The following is a 19,065-nucleotide window of genomic DNA, read 5'->3' on the forward strand; positions in this document are numbered from 1 at the left end:
CGGATGCCTGGTAAGGACTGTTAGGGGCACTTGGAATTTCGTCTGGCAACAGGCAACGCTGGTACAGGGATGTACCAGCGAGGCACAGTTGAACATGGATGTGAATTTGTGCCGGTTGCCAGATGAAAATAGTATGATGTCGAAATTCCTAGTGCCCCTTGCAGGCTTTATGTGGCATCCGCTTTTGACGGACAGTGCCGAGATTCTGTCAAAGCAAGCGAAAAGACAGTTTATAATCAAGAAAAATGAACCACTAAGAATGGTTGGCATTTCACATCCAGGAAAATCAGATGTACATGGAATGCCACAAAATTTCCTATTAAAATCTTTTCTCCTGCTTCCGCAATCACTTGTTTGAATAAAAGCAATTGTCGTTATTTTTCAGACAGTGATTCTAACAGGTCCACAATGCGTTCTGCTGCATCGGATTTCTGCTCCCGGAGCTGTGCGGTATGCATTTCCTCCTGTAAATCATGGCTTCGCATCAGCAGCTTTCCAAGGCGAATCTGTTCTATCATGTATTTAGAGGCATAGGAAATACCACGGTCTACGAAAAATGCACTGTTTGCGGTTTCGCAGCCTGGAATCGGTGCGGTATGGATAGTTGGGATTCCCTTTACTAAAGTTTCAGTGGAAGTAAGTCCGCCCGGCTTGGTAAAGATGACATCACAGGCATCCATATAAAGGGAAACATGTCTGGTGTAGCCTAAGACATGAACCCGCGGGCAATGTCTGAATTCTTTGGTGAGAACAGACTGTAATTTCTTATTGTTTCCGCAGATAATTACAATGTGTTCGTCATTTTTACACTGCTTATAAAGTGCCATGGCAAAGACTGCAAGCTTTCCAAATCCCATACTTCCACTCATAATGAGAAAGGTAGGAGCATCAGCATCTAGGTGGCATTTGCGGCGGGCAATGTCCTTTGGTGTATGCTTGGCAAAGGCGTGGCGCACCGGAATACCGTAAGGCAGTAATTTTTCCTTTGGAACACCGCGTTTTATATATTCGTCTACTAAATCCTCATGGGGAATAACATAGTAGTCGCAGTTGGTTTCCTCCCAGAAAGGGATGCAGGCATAATCGGTTCCGATAGCGACTGCTTTTACCGGCAGCATGTTGTGTTTCTTCATATAAGTAATGGTCTCTGCCGGGTAAAGGTGCGGCATCACCACAATGTCATAATTTCCTTCTTCGATGAGGGATGCAAGCGGTTTCGCCAGCTTTGCATTTGCCCAGTAAACCGGAGATTTGAAATGGCGGTTACTGATAAGCATTCCCAGCTTATAAATGAAACCGAAAAACCACGGCAGATGCTTTACAATTCCAATATAAAGTCCGCTGATAAGGCGTGAAGTATGTCTTTTGCCAAGCTGCATGGCATCGACAAAATTTACTTCGTGTCCCCTTGCCAGAGCTGCTTCTTCCACGGCATGACCGGCGGCGTTATGTCCTTCTCCTGTGTTGCAGGATAAAATCAGAATTTTCACAAAAAATCCCCTTTCCGAACTTTTCTTTCGTATAGAACATCTTAATATATTTGCAATAAAATAGCAACTTTTCATAAAAAATTGTAACGAAAAACTTAACATTTTATAAAAAATTGCTTGTATTTCTGGCAGTATAAATTTATAATAAAAAGGTGTTTTTTAAAACAGAGGGCAGTAAATAGAAAGAAGGGTATTAAGATGAAAAAAATAGAAGAATATGTAAGAAGTATACCGGATTTCCCGGAACCGGGAATCATTTTCAGGGACATTACTTCCGTATTGCAGGATGCAGATGGACTTCAGCTTGCAATAGATTCCATGATTAAGCTTTTAGATGGTGTGGACTATGATGTAGTTGCCGGTACAGAATCCAGAGGGTTCATTTTCGGAGTACCAATTGCTTACGAAATGCATAAACCGTTTGTACCGGTTCGTAAAAAAGGAAAATTACCATGTGAGACCATTTCACAGTCTTATGATTTAGAGTATGGACAGGCTACCATTGAGATGCACAAGGATTCCATCAAACCGGGGCAGAAGGTTGTGTTAGTAGATGACTTAATCGCAACCGGCGGAACCATTGAAGCTGCTATCAAATTAGTAGAGCAGCTTGGCGGTGAAGTAGTCAAAGTCATTTTCTTAATGGAACTGGCTGGATTAAAGGGAAGAGAACGTTTGAAGGGTTATGATGTTGCTTCTGTAATTACATATGAAGGAAAATAATTTACAGAAGAGAAGTTTACCATGACTTATTGCCAGAGAGGCTGGCTTTAGGTATAAAAAACAATTTGGAGGAAGAAAAATGTTAGAGAAAATGTTCAAATTCAAAGAGAACAACACTAACGTCAAGACAGAAGTAATTGCAGGTCTTACCACATTTATGACAATGGCTTACATCCTGGCAGTTAACCCGAACCTGTTATCTGCTGCTGGCATGGATCCTACTGCAGTTCTGATTGCAACCTGTCTTGCATCCTTTATCGGAACACTTGCAATGGCTTTGATGGCTAATTATCCATTCGCATTAGCTCCTGGTATGGGATTGAATGCATATTTCGCATTTACAGTATGTGGAAATATGGGTTATGACTGGAGAGTCGCTTTAATGGCAGTGTTCATTGAAGGTATCATCTTTATCGTACTTTCACTGACCAACGTACGTGAGGCAATTTTCAATGCCATTCCTGCTACACTGAAAAAAGGTGTAAGTGCCGGTATTGGTCTGTTTATTGCTTTCATCGGTTTACAGGGTGCTCACATTGTTGTTGACAACAGCACTACTTTATTATCTTATGTTAAATTTACAGAGAATTGGCATACAGAAGGAATCTGTGCTTTACTTGCACTGATTGGTTTAATTCTTACCATCATTTTATATGTAAAGAATGTAAAAGGTTCCATCCTTATCGGAATCCTTGCTACATGGATTCTTGGTATGATCTGCCAGGCGGCAGGCATCTATCAGATTGATGCAGAAGCTGGATTCTATTCTTTATATCCTACATTTGCAATGACAGACTTCACCAAAATCGGAGAAACCTTTGGACAGTGTTTCAAAGCTGACTTTACCGGTGTAGGTATTGTTAACTTTATCGTAGTATTATTATCCTTCTTATTTGTAGATATGTTTGATACCATCGGAACCTTAATCGGTGTTTCTGATAAAGCTGGTATGTTAGACAAAGAAGGAAAGCTTCCAAGAGTTAAAAATGCGTTATTAGCTGACGCTATCGCAACATCCGCTGGTGCTGTTCTTGGTACTTCTACAACCACAACTTTCGTAGAGAGTTCTGCTGGTGTAGGTGCAGGTGCCAGAACCGGTTTTGCATCTGTTGTAACCGGATTCATGTTCCTGATTGCAATCTTATTTGCACCAATCTTTACAGCAATCCCAGGATTTGCTACCGCTCCTGCATTAATCTTCGTTGGATTCCTTATGGTATCTGCAATCGTTAAGATTGACTTCAACGATGTTACAGAAGCAGCTCCTGCATACCTTTGCTTAATTGCTATGCCTCTTATGTACAGCATTGCAGAAGGTATCGCAATCGGTGTTATCTCTTACGTTATCATCAACTTAATCTGTGGTAAAGTTAAGAAGATCACTCCACTGATGTATATTCTTGCAGTATTATTCATTTGTAAATATATCTTCCTGTAAGAGGAGATTCAAAATTAAATAAAATAATTATGAAGAGCCAGATATCTTTGTTTTAAGGTATCTGGCTCTTTTACTAATATTTGAGTGTTAAGACATCAGGATGGGGGCAAAATGAAGTAAGTTATGTTGTAATTGAAAAAATATAAATGGTATTTTGCATAGTTGAAATTCCCTTCTCGTCAAAATCCACAAATTCAGGAAACTAATTTTGGTGATTCAGTTTCTTGTAACGGAAATCCCAAGGTGTTACAATTAAGGAAACCGAAAAACAAAAAGTAGTTTCCACAGAGAATAGGGGTAGTGAACATGGAATTGAGAGAAAAAATATTGCAGGGCACGATGCAGGCATTTAACCAGAAGGGATTGAAATTTACCATGGATGATATCGCCCACATTCTTGGTATCAGCAAGAAAACGATTTATCAGGTATTTGCAGATAAAGAGGCGTTATTTCTTGCCATGGTGGATTATCTGTTTGACTGCATCAAGGAAAGTGAACGGGAAGTTATGGCAGACGAAAGCCTTGGAACTTTAGAAAAAATACGGAAAATCTTAGGGGTAATGCCGGAGAGTTATAAGGAAATTGATTTCCGGCAGATGTATTTATTAAAAGATAAATTTCCGGAAATCTATCATCAGGTGGAACTTCGGTTAGAGACCGGCTGGGAGACCACCATTGCGTTATTGGAACAGGGCATGGAGGAAGGCGTAATCCGCCGCATCAACATACCGGTTTTAAAGATGATGCTGGAAGCCTCCTTAGAACAGTTCTTCCAAAGAGACATCCTGATTCAGAGCAAACTTTCCTATGGTGAGGCATTAGAGGAAGTAGTGAATATTCTGGTGGATGGAATTAACACGAGACAATAGACATGTGTGAATAGAGATGCATGAATAGAAATACACCAGTAGAAAGAGCGAGGAAAAGGTATGAGAGAAAAATACTATTTGGACAATGACTGGTATTTCAGTGAGAAATGGGAAGCAACACAGGGCAATGCAGAATATGACGAAGCAGCAATGCAGAGCGTACGGATTCCCCATACGGTAAAGGAACTGCCCTTTCACTATTTTGATGAGCATGCGTATCAGATGGTAAGCGGCTACCGCAGACACCTTTTGGCGAAGAAAGAGTGGGAAGGAAAAGTGGTACGGCTGACCTTTGAGGGAGTTGCCCATGACAGTGAAGTCTATGTAAATGGAAAGAAAGCAGGCACACACCACTGCGGATATACGGCATTTACCATTGATATTTCAGCACAGCTTCACTATGGGGAAGATAATATCATTGCGGTGCGGGTGGACAGCAATGAGAATCTGAATGTTCCGCCCTTTGGATTTGTTATTGATTATATGACCTACGGTGGAATTTACCGGGATGTTTATCTTGAGATAAATGAGGAAAGCTATCTTGCAGATGTATTTTTAAAACCACAGGTGGAGCTGGAGACAAAGAAGGGAACACTGCTATCAGAAATTACGCTGGCAGGAAACGAAGAAAACCTGTTGCTGCGGCAGTACATCCGGAAAAAAGGTGAAGAGGAATACCGGCTGATTGGAGAGAAAACTTTTTCTGAAATTCCTACGCAGGAGGGAAAGAAAAAACTTGCATTTCCGGCAGGAATCGTATCCCTATGGGAGGTAGAGAATCCGGCGTTATATGAAGTAAAGACCCAGCTTGTAACCGGAAATAATATAATCGATGAGGTTGTAACAACGGTGGGCTTTCGTCAGGCAGTATTCCAAAAAGATGGCTTTTACTTAAATGGACAGAAGTTTAGAATCCGGGGTTTGAACCGTCACCAGAGCTATCCTTATGTGGGTTATGCCATGCCGGCTTCCATACAGAGGATGGATGCGGAAGTATTAAAGAAAGAGTTAGGGCTGAATGCAGTGCGGACCTCCCATTATCCGCAGTCCCAGGAATTTATAAACCGGTGCGATGAGCTGGGGCTTATGGTATTTACCGAGATTCCGGGCTGGCAGCATATCGGTGATGAAGCATGGAAAGCACAGGCGGTGGAAAATGTAAAAGACATGGTGATGCAGTACCGCAACCATCCATCCGTTATTCTCTGGGGTGTGAGGATTAATGAATCACAGGATGATGATGAATTTTACCGCCGCACCAATGCAATGGCACACAAGCTGGATGATACCAGGCAGACCGGTGGTGTGCGGGCGCATAAAAAGAGCAGTCTTTTGGAGGATGTATATACCTATAATGATTTTGTACACAATGGTCTGAACAAAGGCTGTGAGCATAAGAAGGATGTGACATCCGATATAGAAAAACCGTATCTTATCACAGAATATAACGGACATATGTATTCCACCAAATCCTTCGACTGGGAAGAACATCGTATGTGGCATGCACTCCGCCACGCCAGTGTACTGGATGCAGTAGCAGGAGAAGAGGACATTGCCGGAAGCTTCGGATGGTGTATGGCAGATTATAATACACATAAAGATTTCGGCAGTGGAGACAGAATCTGCTATCACGGAGTCTTAGACATGTTCCGTAATCCGAAAATGGCGGCAGATGTGTATGCCTGCCAGCAGGAAGAAAGACCGGTATTAGCCTTAAGTTCAACGATGGATATTGGAGAACATCCAGCCTGCAACCGGGGCGAGACTTATATTTTTACCAATGCAGACAGTGTTAAAATGTACAAAAATGACCGGTTTATCAAGGAATATAAGAAAGCGGATTCTCCATATAAGAATCTGAAACATGGTCCGGTTCCAATTGATGATTACATTGGAAATGCCATCGAAGAGGGAGAGAATTTCGCACCGAAACAGGCGGCAATGGTAAAAGAGGTTTTGAATCTGGCAGCACGATATGGCATGAACCATCTGCCGAAAAGAGCATATTATCTGGCAGCAAAGCTGATGCTTTTTTATCATATGAAGATGGAGGATGCGGTTGCACTTTATAACAGGTATGTCGGGGACTGGGGCGGACAATCTATGGTATATAAGTTAGAAGCCATAAAGGATGGTAAGGTGGTCAAAACTTTAGTAAGAGAACCGGTACAGAAGGTGCAGTATCAGATTACGGTCAGCAGTCAGAAATTAAAAGAAACGCATACCTATGATGTGGCTGCGGTAAGAATACAGGCAGTGGATGAAAATGGAAATCTGTTACCATATTTTCAGGAGCCGGTGCAGCTAAAATGTGAGGGAGCATTAGAAATCATCGGACCGGACATCATCAGCCTGCAGGGCGGTATGGGTGGCACTTATGTAAAGACCATAGGAAAGACCGGAAGCGGAAAACTTATGATAAGCAACCGCCAGGCAGGAACCAGAGAAATTACATTTGAAATAGAATAAGGGAGTATAACGATAAGGAGGGTATCTATGAAGGAGAAATCAAGGGAAATCTTCGGAAACAAAATGCCGCAGAAGGTGTACCGGAAAGCGGTAAAGAGTAAGAAGAAGTTTCAAAAGAAATTTGGGGATGACAGTAAGACAGATTATCCGGTAGTGTTAAAAGAAAATGTACATATCGGAGATTCCCTTGGTGTTGTGGATGTGCTGCTGCCGGAGCAGAAAGAGGCTTCGAAACTGGAATTTGACAAAGAAAAAGGCATTATCGTAGGAAATATCCGTATGGGTTTTGGACATTACCGGATTTCCATGGCAATCGCATCAGCAGCAAAATCCATGGGTTATATCCCATACTGGATGGACTTGAATTCCTATAAGCAGACGACCTGCACCAAAGTAATCGGCGCACAGAATGATTTGTATTCTCTGGGTTCTAGACTTTCCGGTAAGAGTAAGCTCTTTAATAAACTGGTGTGGGAGCCAATGAACTATGAGGGATTCCGGAAGCTTTCCTATAATGCCTCCGACCAGAAAAATGCAGAGCTTATGGCTCCGGTTTACCGGAATGTACCAAAGGAAATTCCGGTGGTAGCAACCCATGTGTGGCCGGCACAGGCAGCTATACATGCCGGCATGAAATATGTAGTCAATGCGATTCCGGATAACTGGCCGATGGCATTGCATTTATCCGAAGGAAGCCTTCATACGGTGCAGACTCATTATGCGTATCAGGGTTATCGGATTTTAAATGGCATGCAGGGAAAAGATGTCTTAAATCCTATGCCGGAAAAAGATCTTATATACACGGGACATTATATTGACCATGAGCTGGTAAGCAATATTGAAGCAGACTGCGAAGCGAGAATTAAAAGAAAGCAGGAGAAGAAACCGATGCGTTTCTTATTAACCATCGGCGGAGCAGGAGCCCAGAGAGAAATTTTTGCGGCTATTATCAGATATCTGCTGCCGGCAATCCGGGAAGGCAGGGCAGCACTTTATGTCAATGTGGGAGATTACCGGAATGTCTGGGAAGAATTATTACAGGAAATTCCGGGACTTAAAAATGCAGCAACGGAGCATTTTGATGACTGGGAGAATACAAAGCAGTTTGCCGAAGCTGCACTGGATGGGGAAGTAACCGGAGTCCATGGCTTCTACCATAAGAATATTTTTGAAGCAGTGTACTGCACGAATCTTTTGATGCGAAGCTGCGATGTACTGGTGACAAAGCCTAGCGAACTGGCATTTTATCCGGTGCCAAAGCTCTTTATCAAAAGAGTGGGTGGACATGAACAGTGGGGTGCCATCCATTCCGCAGAGATTGGGGACGGTACCCTGGAATGCCGTGATATTCCACATACCCTGCAGATGATGGAATTATTCCAAAGCTCAGACCATCTGCTTACCGATATGTGTGAAGCAATTATGGAAAATAAGAAACAGGGGATTTACGATGGCGCATACAGGGTAGTGGAACTGGCAATGGGCTTACGAAAAGGAGGAGAAGGACAATGAGATTAACAACAAAAGAAAAAGTAGCATATGGCCTTGGTGCAGTTGGCAAAGACATGGTATACATGCTTTCTGCAAGTTACATTTTATATTACTATCAGGATATTTTGGGTGTCAGTGCCATTGCAATGGGAATTATCCTGATGGCAGCAAGAGTATTTGACGCATTCAATGACCCGGTTATGGGAATTATCGTAGCCAAGACGAGAACCCGCTGGGGTAAGTTCCGTCCGTGGCTTCTGATTGGAACCATAACCAATGCAGTAATTTTATATCTGATGTTTGCGGCACCACCTGCATTAGATGGCGGTGGACTGGTTGCCTATGCAGCAGTAACCTATGTGCTGTGGGGCGTTACTTATACCATGATGGATATTCCATTCTGGTCCATGATTCCGGCATTTACCGAAGGCGGCAAAGAAAGAGAGGGACTTTCTACCCTTGCCCGATCCTGTGCAGGCGTGGGCTCTGCACTGATTACTATTATCACGGTAAAATGTGTGGTTTTATTAGGGCAGGGCAATGAACGTGCCGGTTTCAAATGGTTTGCATTAATCATTGCAGTGTTATTTGTGATTTTTATCACCATTACCTGTATGAGCATCAAAGAAAAATCCACCGTAAATGTGGACTCTCCGTCAGTGGGACAGATGTTTAAGGCATTGTTACAGAATGACCAGGCAATGACCGTTGTTATTACGATAGTGCTGATTAACTGCTCTCTTTATATTACTTCAAACCTTTTGATTTATTTTTTCAAATATGATTTTGGCGGGGACGCGTGGTATAACAGCTATACTTTATTCAATACCTTTGGTGGTGGAATCCAGATTATTTCCATGATGATATTCTTCCCACTGCTGCGTAAATTCTTAAGTGTCTTGAAGGTATTTTATGTAAGCTTTGTTATGGCAATCGCAGGTTATGGTGTATTATTTATACTGACACTGACAAATATGTCAAACTTATTGTTATTATTTATTCCGTCATTCTTTATCTTTACAGCCTTTGGAATGCTGACGGTACTTACCACCGTATTTCTTGCAAATACCGTGGACTATGGCGAACTGAAAAATAACCGGAGAGACGAGAGCGTTATCTTCTCCATGCAGACCTTTGTAGTAAAACTGGCATCCGGAGTAGCCGCACTGGCAGCTTCTATCTGCTTAAATCTCTGCCACTTAAGTAATGATACTGCAGAAACAGCAGCCGCAGCTGTCGCATCCGGCAGCTCCCTTTTAGGACTCCGCATGACAATGGCAGGAATTCCGATTATCGGCTTGCTGATTGCAGTGCTGGTATTCCGTAAGAAATTTATCCTGACAGAAGAAAAAGTGCAGGAAATCACAGATCAGATTAAAGCGAAAGAAGCATAAACAGACATTAAGCAAAACAGCAGGCAGAAACAGTAAGCAGAAAAAGCAGGATGAAAGAGAAAGGAATTTATTTATGATTCGTAAGGAAAAGAATTATTTTATTCTGGATACCGACCATACCACCTATTGCTTCCGGGTACTTCCTACCGGGCAGCTGGAACATCTTTATTATGGCAGAAAACTTCATATCGAGGACGAAGCAGATATGCAGCCGCTGGTGGAAAAGCATGTCTTTGCACCGGGTAATGTGAATCTGTATAACGAAGAGCAGAAAGCATATTCCTTAGAGGATATGCGCCTTGAAATGTCCTCCTATGGAAAAGGAGATATAAGAGAGCCTTTTGTGGAAGTGGTGAATGCCAATGGAAGCAATACGATAGATTTTGTATACAGGGAAGCAGAGATAACCAAAGGTAAGGAAGCCTTTGCGGAACTGCCGGGTTCCTATGGCAGCGAAGAGGAAGTGGAGCAGCTTTGTATCCGGCTTGCGGACGAAGGAAATGAGCTGGCACTGGAATTGTATTATTATGTCTATCCATCCTGTGACATCATCAGCCGCAGTGCGAAATTCTATAATAACGGAAAGAAAGCTGTGCAGTTGAAACGGCTGATGAGCCTGCAGCTTGACTTTGATGGGCATGATTATGCATTTACTACATTTCATGGAGCCTGGGCAAGAGAAATGAAGCGGAGTGATATGCCGGTAATAGCAGGAAAATTAGTAAATGCTTCCTATACCGGAACCACCTCCAGCCGGGCCAATTCCTTTGTGATGCTAAGCCGGCCGAAGACTACAGAGGATGCCGGGGAATGCTTTGGTTTTCACCTTATCTATTCCGGTAATCACTATGAAGCAACAGAAGTAAACAGCTTTGGCAAAATGCGTCTGGTGACAGGAATCAATCCACAGGCATTTTCCTATGAAGTGGTGCCGGAAGAAAGCTTTCAGGCACCGGAGGCAGTGATGGCATATGCAGAAAACGGATTTAACCAGATGAGCCAGAGGCTGCATCATTTTATCCGGGAGCATATTATCCGTGGAACCTGGCAGAAGAAGGAGCGGCCGATACTGCTTAACAGTTGGGAGGCTTCCTATTTTGACATCAGTGAGAAGAAGTTACTGAAGCTGGCAAAGGAAGCAAAAGAAGTTGGCATAGAATTATTTGTAATGGATGACGGCTGGTTTGGCGAGCGGATGGATGACAGCAGTTCCTTAGGAGACTGGGAAGCAAATACGAAGAAGCTGCCGGGCGGTCTTAAGGGCTTATCTGATAAGATTCATGGACTGGGACTGCAGTTTGGAATCTGGGTGGAGCCGGAAATGGTCAATGTGAAAAGCAAACTTTATGTGGCTCATCCGGACTGGACGATTGAGATTCCGGGGCAGCCTCATTCGGAAGGAAGAAACCAGCGGATTTTAGATTTGGGAAGAAGAGAAGTACAGGATTATATTATTGAGAGCATGAGTAAAGTCTTTTCTTTAGCGGACGTTTCCTATGTGAAATGGGACATGAACCGGACCTTCAGCGATTATTATTCCACAGCACTTCCACCGGAACGGCAGGGAGAAGTGGCACACCGTTATGTGTTAGGATTATACCGGTGTATGAGGAAACTGACGGAACGGTTTCCGGAGATTTTATTTGAAGGCTGTGCGGCAGGCGGCAACCGTTTTGACCTTGGAATCTTATGTTATTTTCCGCAGATCTGGGGCAGTGATGATACGGATGCATTGTGCCGGGCGGAGATAGAAGAAAATTATAGTTACGGTTATCCGCTGTCAGCAGTCAGTGCCCATGTGTCTGCCTGCCCGAATCACCAGACGCTGCGGAATACGCCATTAGAGACAAGATTTCAGGTGGCATGCTTTGGAAGCTTCGGCTATGAATGCAACCTCTGTGATATGAAAAAAGAAGAAAAGGAAGCCATGAAGGAGCAGATTGCATTGTATAAGAAATGGCGGAAGGTATTGCAGCAGGGAACCTTTTACCGGGGCAGAAGCTTTTGCGACGGAGCACAGAGTGGAATGGGTGGCAGTGTTTTAGCGGACGAAGCCGGTAACCAGATGGAGTGGACCTGCGTATCGGAAGATGGCACCAAAGCAGTGGGTATGCTGATGCAGAAATTAGTGGTACCAAATACGCAGCAGCAGACTTATTATCCGAAGGGATTGCTGCCGGATGTCCGTTACCATTTCTACAACCGTAAATTAAAATATAATATCAAAGAATTCGGTGATCTGGTAAATACGGTTTCGCCGGTTCATATCAGACAGGATTCCCTGACCCATCAGGTGCTTTCGAAATTGGTAAAAATGGATGGCGAGACGGAAGACTTCCATGCATATGGAGATACCTTAATGTATGGCGGCGTTCATGTCAGCCCGGCATTTGGCGGAACTGGATACAATGATAAGGTAAGGCACTACCCGGATTTTGCATCCCGTTTATATTTTATGGATGGAGAAGTAAAAAAGTAGGGAGACAGAAGTCCATGTTTGTGCTAAGATGAACATATCCATAAACACAAACAGGAGCGGATATGAAGAATAAATCAAAGTTAAAGAAAATAAGAGAAAAGAAAGCAGGCACAGCCACCGTTACCAAAGAGTGGCTTTATATGAATCCAAATTCCATCACAGTAGCAGAGATTGAAAATGCATTAGAGGGAATGGATGGCATCGAAACAGAAATCTGGAAAGAGGCGGGAGTATTAGAGGTGGAGGTTCCGGAGCATCATTCCATGGATATCGAGGAGATTGCAGTTGATTTAAAGGATGAATATGCCAATGCTTATTTAAAAGAGCATGACATTCATGCTCTTTTTGCTGTCACAATTGACACAGAAAACTATGCATTTATGCAAAAAATCATGCAGAAAATCATCGCCGGTGCAGGAGGCTTCTTCTGCGGTGATACAGAGGATTTTATACCGGTAGTAAAAGAGTAAGAAGTGAAATAAAAAATGCGAAAGATAAGATTATATGATGCAACAAAATTAGACCGGGAACATATGATGTTTTCCAATAAGCAACTTATTACGCTGCTTCTGCCGATAATGGTAGAGCAGCTTTTGAATTCCTTTATGGGAATGGCGGATACCATGATGGTAAGCAATGTGGGAAGTGCGGCAATCTCTGCGGTATCACTGGTGGATTCCATCAATGTACTGGTCATACAGGTATTTACGGCATTAGGAGCAGGAGCAGCAATTATCTGTTCCCAGTATCTTGGAAGGGGAGACCGGGAGTCCAGCAATGAGGCTGCGAGACAGGTGACTTTAAGCGTACTGACGATTTCTACGGTATTGTCTATATTTTGTATTATATTTCGTGGACCACTGCTGCATCTGATTTTTGGCCAGGTAGAAGAGGCTGTTATGGATAATTCTATGATTTACTTCCTGCTGACTGCAATTTCATTTCCGTTCATTGCACTTTTTGATGCCGGTGGAGCTTTTTACCGGGCAGCAGGAAACAGTCGTTTTCCAATGATGATTTCTGTCCTTTCCAATGGACTCAACATTGCCGGAAATGCAGTGCTTATCTTTGGATTAAAAATGGGCGTGGAAGGAGCAGCTCTTTCTACCTTATTTTCAAGAATCTTCTGTGCAGTAGTCATTTTCTGGAATCTGCGGAAACCGGATCAGGTGATTGTGGTAAATCATTATCTTAAAATCCGGCCAAATTTCCCATTGATTGGAAAAATTCTTTCTATCGGAATTCCATCCGGAATTGAAAACGGAATGTTCCAGTTCGGAAAGCTGGCAATCCAGTCCAGCGTATCAACCCTTGGAACGGCAGCCATTGCCGCGCAGGCAATGACCATTATTCTGGAAAATTTAAATGGAATCGGAGCCATTGGAATCGGAATCGGACTGATGACAGTAGTAGGACAATGTATTGGAGCCGGAAAAGTGGAAGAGGCGCGTTATTATATGGTGAAACTCTGCGGCTATGCAGAAATTGTTATTCTGATTTCCTGTGCAGTGGTATTTTTATTGACAAAGCCGGTTACATTTTTAGCTGGAATGGAAGCAGAAAGTGCCTCCCTCTGCATGGAAATGATAATAGCAATTACGATTGTAAAACCGATTGTATGGGTGCTGGCATTTATCCCGGCTTATGGCATGCGTGCTGCCGGAGATGTGAAATTCTCCATGATTTTATCCAGTCTTACCATGTGGTTCTGCCGTGTTGCACTGTGTGTTTATCTGATCCGCAGCTGTGGTTTCGGACCAATGGCGGTGTGGATTGGCATGTTTGCCGATTGGACGCTTCGTGCTATCGCATTCAGTGTCCGGTATCTAAGTGGCAGGTGGAGCCGGATACATGTCATTTAGAACATGCTAGCGGAAGCAGTACCTGGGTAATAAATTTACTTTTATCTTTATGTTGTGGCGGTCCCTCTAAATAGCAGTGACGGAAGATACCAACCGGTGTAAGTTTTTGTTCTCTGGTATAGGAAAGCAGGGTATCATGAACCGATGGCAATTCTTCATACGCTCCATGATGATAGAGGCAGACTGCTTTCTGGGCGGGGAGATTTAAAATGTGCTCACCCTTGCTTCCTGCCGGGACAACAGCAAAAAAGGACATATCCTTTGCATCCGTAATGGGAGCTTCCGTAAAATAAATCTGCCCGGTATGTGCCGGACCATAGTTCTGCAGTGCTTCCAAGGCAACCTCTCTTAACAAATTCGTCTTTTCTGCGATGCTGTCACTTTCCGTTTTGCGGCAGTACACCGTTTGTGGTGGAATTGTAATGATTTCCATTGATTCAAATCCCTGATTGATTCTTTCGTATAAGGCTTTGATATTGGCATTTAATTCATCCCGCAAAGCTTCCAGCCTTCGAACCATGGATAAAAGGTCGTTGGAGTTGTCAAAGTAGCCATGGATTTCATCTAGTGACAGGCCAAGATTCTGCAGCGAGCGGATGGTTCGAATCTTCGTCAGTGTATCAATGGTATAGTAACGATTGCCGGATGGGTCTTCTTTTACATCCGGAAAAACCAGTCCATGAGCTTCATAATTTAAAATAATTCTTCTTGTGATGCCCACAAAGTCTGCGGCATCTCCAATTGAAAACAGTTCTTTCAAAATGTTTCCCCCTTTTTATTTATTCGGTGATTGTGAAAAGAATGGATTTAGAAATTTTTGAAGAAATAAAGAGGGTTTGCTTATTGCCTTAAAATGCCAACAGTTCTTAAGTGTATGTTTTGCTTGGTCATAAGCTGTCTTTCCGTTGCTTTGACCGGCTGCACCGATTGTCCGTCTGCGACAGATACTTCCACAAACCCGTAAGGAGGTCTAGACATTCTGGCAAATAAGTTTATGATTCCGGCAACCGGCGCAAATTCATATCCATATTCAACTGCGCCTTGCAGGCACATCCCTGTGCCTGCATTGCCGGTTGCATAACAGAATGCCAAGACCTCCTAACAGGCTTGTTTATGTATCTGTATGCAGGCGGACAGCCGGCGCAGACTGTCAAACATTGGAAAGACGGGCTTTCATAAAGAAAAGCAAAACATGTATTTTAGAACTGTGGTATTTTAAGACAAAGCAACACTCTTTCACTCTTCAAAAATTTCCATATCATATTTCTTTTTTCAAATATCGGCAAAATTTGTAAAATAATTGCATCGTACATCAATGTACGGTGTAAAATAACAGTGTAATTGTAACACAGCATTGAGAGTGTGAAAAGTGAAAAAAGAAAGAAAAAAGGTAATTTAAGAAGGGAAGGATGTACATGAAACAAAAGAAGAAAAGTTTATTTTCCTTGTTACTTGCGTTGATGATGATGGCAGGTCTTATGCAGGGGATGACAGTTGAGACAAAGGCAGCTACAAATTCGGTTCAGGCAGGACCATTTACGTTGTCAAGGGATTCGGGGACGCTTGTAGAAGGAGTCGATTATACCTATGTAAAATATGGATCTGGAAATAGAAATTCGCTTACCATTCTGACAGATGACATTACGATTGCAATGGATGAAAATGCGGAGCCCACATCAGATATTATTGAGCTGGGAGAATATAATGAACCACCACTTGACAGTTTTTCAAAGGTGACATTTTCTAATTTAAAATTAAAATCTTATTCTTATAATGTATTAAGCTATGTAGATAACATTCATATTACACTGGTTGGAAACAATGAGTTGGTCAGCATAAAAGAAGAATCTAGAACCTATGGTGATTTTGCAATTTTTGGATGTGGAAGTGTAAGTATTGAGAATAGTCCAAATGGTTCCCTTTATGCGACTGCAGATGGACTTGGCTGGGGTGCCATTTTTACATCAGATGGATATGGAAAAAGTGATGCATGCATTACAGTTGGAGATGCTATGTCAATGAAAGGTTCTACAGCTATGATGGCAGATATTTCAGAATTGACAGATACGCCACAAGTTTGGAGAGGTCATATTGAAGTAGGTCAAAAATCTGCCAAAACACTCCTGATTGGTGAGTGGAAGCACAGTCACACATGGAGTTATGCCGTGGATGAAAACAAAGATGGAAGCCGTATTCTTGCAGCCTGCAGCGGCCTGGAAGACTGCAATGAGAAAGATGCATCTTTATGGTTATCCTTATCAGCTGAGAATACAGACTATGATGGAACAGCAAAAGCTGCCAATATAACAACATCCGAAGACTGGAAGAGACTTAATCTTCCGGTTCCGGAAATCGTATATTATCTGAGTGGAACAGACACAAAGACCAACAGTGACAACAGCGGAGCAGAAGCCGTTGGAGGTGCACCAAAGTTACCGGGCAGTTATAAGGCACAGGTTACGGTTGAAACAGATACGAAAGCAACAAAAGAATTTACAATTACATGCAAGCATGGTGAATGGGTGGAAACAGTATCAGATTCTTATCTGAAAACAGCAGCAACCTGTACGGCACCGGCAGTTTACTACAAATCCTGTAAGCTGTGTGGGGCAAAGGGAACAGAGACATTTACCAGCGGAAATCCATTAGGACATGACTTTAGCAACAATGCAGAAGTCTGCAGACGGGAAGGCTGTAATGAGAAGAACCCGGATTATAAACCGGCAGCACCGGTCATTATTGAAGGCGCTGGTGGAGAATGGACAAAGGAAAGTGGTGCAACGCTTCGTTTCCGCAGTGACGCAGGTATCAGCAGTTTTGTTCGTGTAGAAGTGGATGGCACCGTAGTAGATGCGAAAAATTATACGGTAACAGAAGGCTCTACCATTGTCACCTTTACTGCAGAATACTTAGAAAGCCTTGCTACCGGAAAGCATACGGTTGCGATTGTGTCTTCTATCAGTGGGGAAGAAAAGAAAGCAACCGCCGAATTTACCGTTGCGAAGAAAGCCGATACAACAAGTGGAAATAGCACTTCAAATACGGAGCAGACCGCAGCACAGAAAACAAAAGCATTGAAAACGGGCGATGAATCACCGGTTGGATATCTGCTTGTACTCTTGGCATTATGCGGAGCGGCAGTAGTATTCACAGGGAAAAAGGGTTATTTAAAATAGAATATAGATGAGATAAAAAAGCCATACATAAAAGCAAATCCTCTGCATACAATGTAAAAACAAGTATTGCAGGGGATTTTCTTTGAAAAGCTATATAGAAGAAAGAGCCGTAGAAATAGCCAAATACATTATAGATAACAATGCGACAGTGCGTCAGACCGCAAAGCAGTTTGGAATCAGCAAGAGCACGGTGCATAAGGACGTAACAGAACGTTTATCCCAGGTGAATCCGACCCTGGCGCGGGAAGCAAGGAAAGTGCTGGATGTCAATAAGTCGGAGCGTCATATCCGTGGGGGACTGGCAACGAGAGAAAAATATCTTCATCAACATGTGACAGGTTGATATGTCATGTTGACATAATGATATAAAAGTGCTATCGTTATAGTAACAACCAAGGAGAAGGGGGACAATTTTGAGTACGTTAAAGGATGTGGCAGAACGGGCAGGGGTAACTGTTACGACTGTTTCGAGAGTAATTAATAACCGTGGATATATCAGTGAGAAGACCAGGCAGAAGGTATATGATGTCATGAAGGAGATAGGCTATCAGCCCAATGAGGTAGCCCGTTCTCTTTCAAAACAGCATACCAGCACGATTGGCGTAATCGTACCGCATATCGTTCATCCGTATTTTGCAAAGCTTTTAAGCAATATTGAATCAGCGGCGGCAGCAGAGAATTATAAAATGATTGTCTGCAATTCCAAGGAGGAGCGCAGCAACGAACGGAAATATGTAGAGATGTTTAAGAGTAATCAGGTGGCGGGAATTATATTGTGCAGTGGAACGGTAAGTGCCAATGAATTCCTGAACCTGAATATTCCAATTGTTACCATAGAGTGTGATGATGCATTGGGGGACTGCAATATTCAGTGTGACAACTATATGGGCGGAGTGCTTGCCACAGAGCATCTTGCTAAATGCGGATGTAAAGAAATTGTACATTTCAGTGGAGTAGAGCGTCAGGTGATGCCGGCAGACAGACGTTGTGTAGGTTTTCGGGAAGTCTGTGAGAAATATGGAATCCGGCATCATGAAATAGAGACAAGCGAGGCATCCTACAGTGTGATGGAATATCTGGAAAATATCAAGCAGACACTGCAGAAATATCCGGAAATGGATGGGATTTTTGCCAGCAGTGATGTTATTGCAGCCCAGTCCATTCAGGCATGCAGTGCTCTTGGAAAGCGGGTTCCGGAGGATGTGCAGATTGTAGGTTTTGATGATGTCAATATTGCAACATTGGTAAATCCGATGCTGACAACCATCCGGCAGCCGATTAAGGAAATGGCACAGTTAGCAGTGGATGCTATCTTAAAAAAACGCGGTGGCGGCGTAATGCCGGCAAAGGTGGTACTTCCGGTCAGCCTGATGAAGCGCGGTACAACAAAAGAAAAGTAATAGATTGACAGAAATAATAAGTAAATAAAAGAATAAATGATAGTTCCTGGTTCGTGTTTCTCGGTTGACATGAATTAAGAACTATTTTTTGTGATAAAAACGGATAAATTGGTTGATATTAGTGCATTATGAACAAAAAACAGGGCGCTATCTTGTGAAAAACTAACATTTTGTATGTTAACCGCTTGACATTTTGCAAAAGAGGTATTATATTAGAAATGTAATCAAGTGAAACGCGTTCACGATAAGAAAATATAAGGAATGGGGAAGAGA

General features: G+C 42.8%; 15 protein-coding genes. 12 read left to right on the forward strand and 3 right to left on the reverse strand.

What is annotated here, in order from left to right; all coding sequences use genetic code 11:
* Positions 1 to 374 precede the first annotated feature (374 nt).
* The gene (locus DWV68_RS01190; protein ID WP_118056577.1) at positions 375 to 1,490 is read right to left on the reverse strand and encodes an MGDG synthase family glycosyltransferase; all 1,116 of its coding nucleotides are present in this window, start codon (positions 1,488 to 1,490) and stop codon (positions 375 to 377) included.
* Positions 1,491 to 1,688: 198 nt separating this feature from the next.
* Here DWV68_RS01190 and DWV68_RS01195 point away from each other — a divergent pair, with 198 nt between their 5' ends.
* From DWV68_RS01195 to DWV68_RS01235, 9 genes are all read left to right on the forward strand, one after another.
* The gene (locus tag DWV68_RS01195) at positions 1,689 to 2,213 is read left to right on the forward strand and encodes an adenine phosphoribosyltransferase (protein ID WP_118088140.1); all 525 of its coding nucleotides are present in this window, start codon (positions 1,689 to 1,691) and stop codon (positions 2,211 to 2,213) included.
* Positions 2,214 to 2,292: 79 nt separating this feature from the next.
* Positions 2,293 to 3,651 carry an NCS2 family permease gene (locus tag DWV68_RS01200; protein ID WP_118056575.1) on the forward strand — a complete coding sequence of 453 codons (1,359 nt, stop codon included), beginning with the start codon at positions 2,293 to 2,295 and terminating at the stop codon, positions 3,649 to 3,651.
* A gap of 306 nt (positions 3,652 to 3,957) precedes the next feature.
* Positions 3,958 to 4,521, forward strand: coding sequence for a TetR/AcrR family transcriptional regulator (locus DWV68_RS01205; protein WP_118056574.1), 564 nt, complete (start codon positions 3,958 to 3,960; stop codon positions 4,519 to 4,521).
* Positions 4,522 to 4,581: 60 nt separating this feature from the next.
* Positions 4,582 to 6,990 (forward strand): glycoside hydrolase family 2 protein, encoded by a 2,409-nt coding sequence (locus DWV68_RS01210; RefSeq protein ID WP_118056573.1) that lies wholly within the window; start codon positions 4,582 to 4,584, stop codon positions 6,988 to 6,990.
* A 27-nt stretch (positions 6,991 to 7,017) separates the two neighbouring features.
* Positions 7,018 to 8,502: a DUF6937 domain-containing protein gene (locus DWV68_RS01215; RefSeq protein ID WP_118056572.1), complete on the forward strand. Its 1,485-nt coding sequence runs from the start codon at positions 7,018 to 7,020 to the stop codon at positions 8,500 to 8,502.
* Entirely contained in the window at positions 8,499 to 9,875 is a 1,377-nt protein-coding gene (locus DWV68_RS01220; protein WP_118056571.1) for a glycoside-pentoside-hexuronide (GPH):cation symporter, read from the forward strand. Before DWV68_RS01215 ends, DWV68_RS01220 begins: the two co-directional genes overlap by 4 nt.
* A 73-nt stretch (positions 9,876 to 9,948) precedes the next feature.
* The gene (locus DWV68_RS01225; protein ID WP_118664811.1) at positions 9,949 to 12,354 is read left to right on the forward strand and encodes an alpha-galactosidase; all 2,406 of its coding nucleotides are present in this window, start codon (positions 9,949 to 9,951) and stop codon (positions 12,352 to 12,354) included.
* A 62-nt stretch (positions 12,355 to 12,416) separates the two neighbouring features.
* Positions 12,417 to 12,824, forward strand: coding sequence for a hypothetical protein (locus tag DWV68_RS01230; protein ID WP_118056569.1), 408 nt, complete (start codon positions 12,417 to 12,419; stop codon positions 12,822 to 12,824).
* Between the two features lie 15 nt (positions 12,825 to 12,839).
* Positions 12,840 to 14,216, forward strand: a complete 1,377-nt coding sequence (locus DWV68_RS01235) for an MATE family efflux transporter (protein ID WP_242986219.1) — start codon at positions 12,840 to 12,842, stop codon at positions 14,214 to 14,216.
* Here the strand turns inward: DWV68_RS01235 and DWV68_RS01240 are convergent.
* Entirely contained in the window at positions 14,209 to 14,976 is a 768-nt protein-coding gene (locus DWV68_RS01240) for a MerR family transcriptional regulator (RefSeq protein WP_158561802.1), read from the reverse strand. The genes DWV68_RS01235 and DWV68_RS01240 overlap by 8 nt on opposite strands.
* An 80-nt stretch (positions 14,977 to 15,056) precedes the next feature.
* Positions 15,057 to 15,269: a hypothetical protein gene (locus DWV68_RS01245; RefSeq protein ID WP_207663850.1), complete on the reverse strand. Its 213-nt coding sequence runs from the start codon at positions 15,267 to 15,269 to the stop codon at positions 15,057 to 15,059.
* A gap of 362 nt (positions 15,270 to 15,631) precedes the next feature.
* On the opposite strand from DWV68_RS01245, the gene DWV68_RS01250 reads away from it, so the two are divergent.
* The 3 genes from DWV68_RS01250 to DWV68_RS01260 all read left to right on the forward strand — a co-directional run bounded on the left by DWV68_RS01250 (position 15,632) and on the right by DWV68_RS01260 (position 18,792).
* A complete protein-coding gene (locus DWV68_RS01250) occupies positions 15,632 to 17,392 on the forward strand; it encodes a hypothetical protein (RefSeq protein ID WP_147404525.1) in 1,761 nt (586 codons plus the stop codon).
* 82 nt (positions 17,393 to 17,474) lie between these two features.
* Positions 17,475 to 17,735 carry a sporulation transcriptional regulator SpoIIID gene (gene spoIIID / locus DWV68_RS01255; protein ID WP_022242357.1) on the forward strand — a complete coding sequence of 87 codons (261 nt, stop codon included), beginning with the start codon at positions 17,475 to 17,477 and terminating at the stop codon, positions 17,733 to 17,735.
* 70 nt (positions 17,736 to 17,805) lie between these two features.
* Positions 17,806 to 18,792, forward strand: coding sequence for a LacI family DNA-binding transcriptional regulator (locus DWV68_RS01260; protein ID WP_118056565.1), 987 nt, complete (start codon positions 17,806 to 17,808; stop codon positions 18,790 to 18,792).
* Positions 18,793 to 19,065 lie beyond the last annotated feature (273 nt).

It is taken from the genome of Roseburia sp. AF12-17LB, assembly GCF_003479605.1.
Taxonomy (GTDB): Bacteria; Bacillota; Clostridia; order Lachnospirales; family Lachnospiraceae; genus Roseburia_C; species Roseburia_C amylophila.

Bases quoted from the DNA above. Each gene is read 5' to 3' on its own strand.
- DWV68_RS01220 (WP_118056571.1), top strand. From the start codon at position 8,499: ATGAGATTAACAACAAAAGAAAAAGTAGCATATGGCCTTGGTGCAGTT.
- DWV68_RS01230 (WP_118056569.1), top strand. From the start codon at position 12,417: ATGAAGAATAAATCAAAGTTAAAGAAAATAAGAGAAAAGAAAGCAGGC.
- DWV68_RS01195 (WP_118088140.1), top strand. From the start codon at position 1,689: ATGAAAAAAATAGAAGAATATGTAAGAAGTATACCGGATTTCCCGGAA.
- DWV68_RS01250 (WP_147404525.1), top strand. From the start codon at position 15,632: ATGAAACAAAAGAAGAAAAGTTTATTTTCCTTGTTACTTGCGTTGATG.
- DWV68_RS01205 (WP_118056574.1), top strand. From the start codon at position 3,958: ATGGAATTGAGAGAAAAAATATTGCAGGGCACGATGCAGGCATTTAAC.
- DWV68_RS01245 (WP_207663850.1), bottom strand. From the start codon at position 15,269: ATGTGCCTGCAAGGCGCAGTTGAATATGGATATGAATTTGCGCCGGTT.
- DWV68_RS01200 (WP_118056575.1), top strand. From the start codon at position 2,293: ATGTTAGAGAAAATGTTCAAATTCAAAGAGAACAACACTAACGTCAAG.
- DWV68_RS01215 (WP_118056572.1), top strand. From the start codon at position 7,018: ATGAAGGAGAAATCAAGGGAAATCTTCGGAAACAAAATGCCGCAGAAG.
- DWV68_RS01210 (WP_118056573.1), top strand. From the start codon at position 4,582: ATGAGAGAAAAATACTATTTGGACAATGACTGGTATTTCAGTGAGAAA.
- DWV68_RS01225 (WP_118664811.1), top strand. From the start codon at position 9,949: ATGATTCGTAAGGAAAAGAATTATTTTATTCTGGATACCGACCATACC.
- DWV68_RS01235 (WP_242986219.1), top strand. From the start codon at position 12,840: ATGCGAAAGATAAGATTATATGATGCAACAAAATTAGACCGGGAACAT.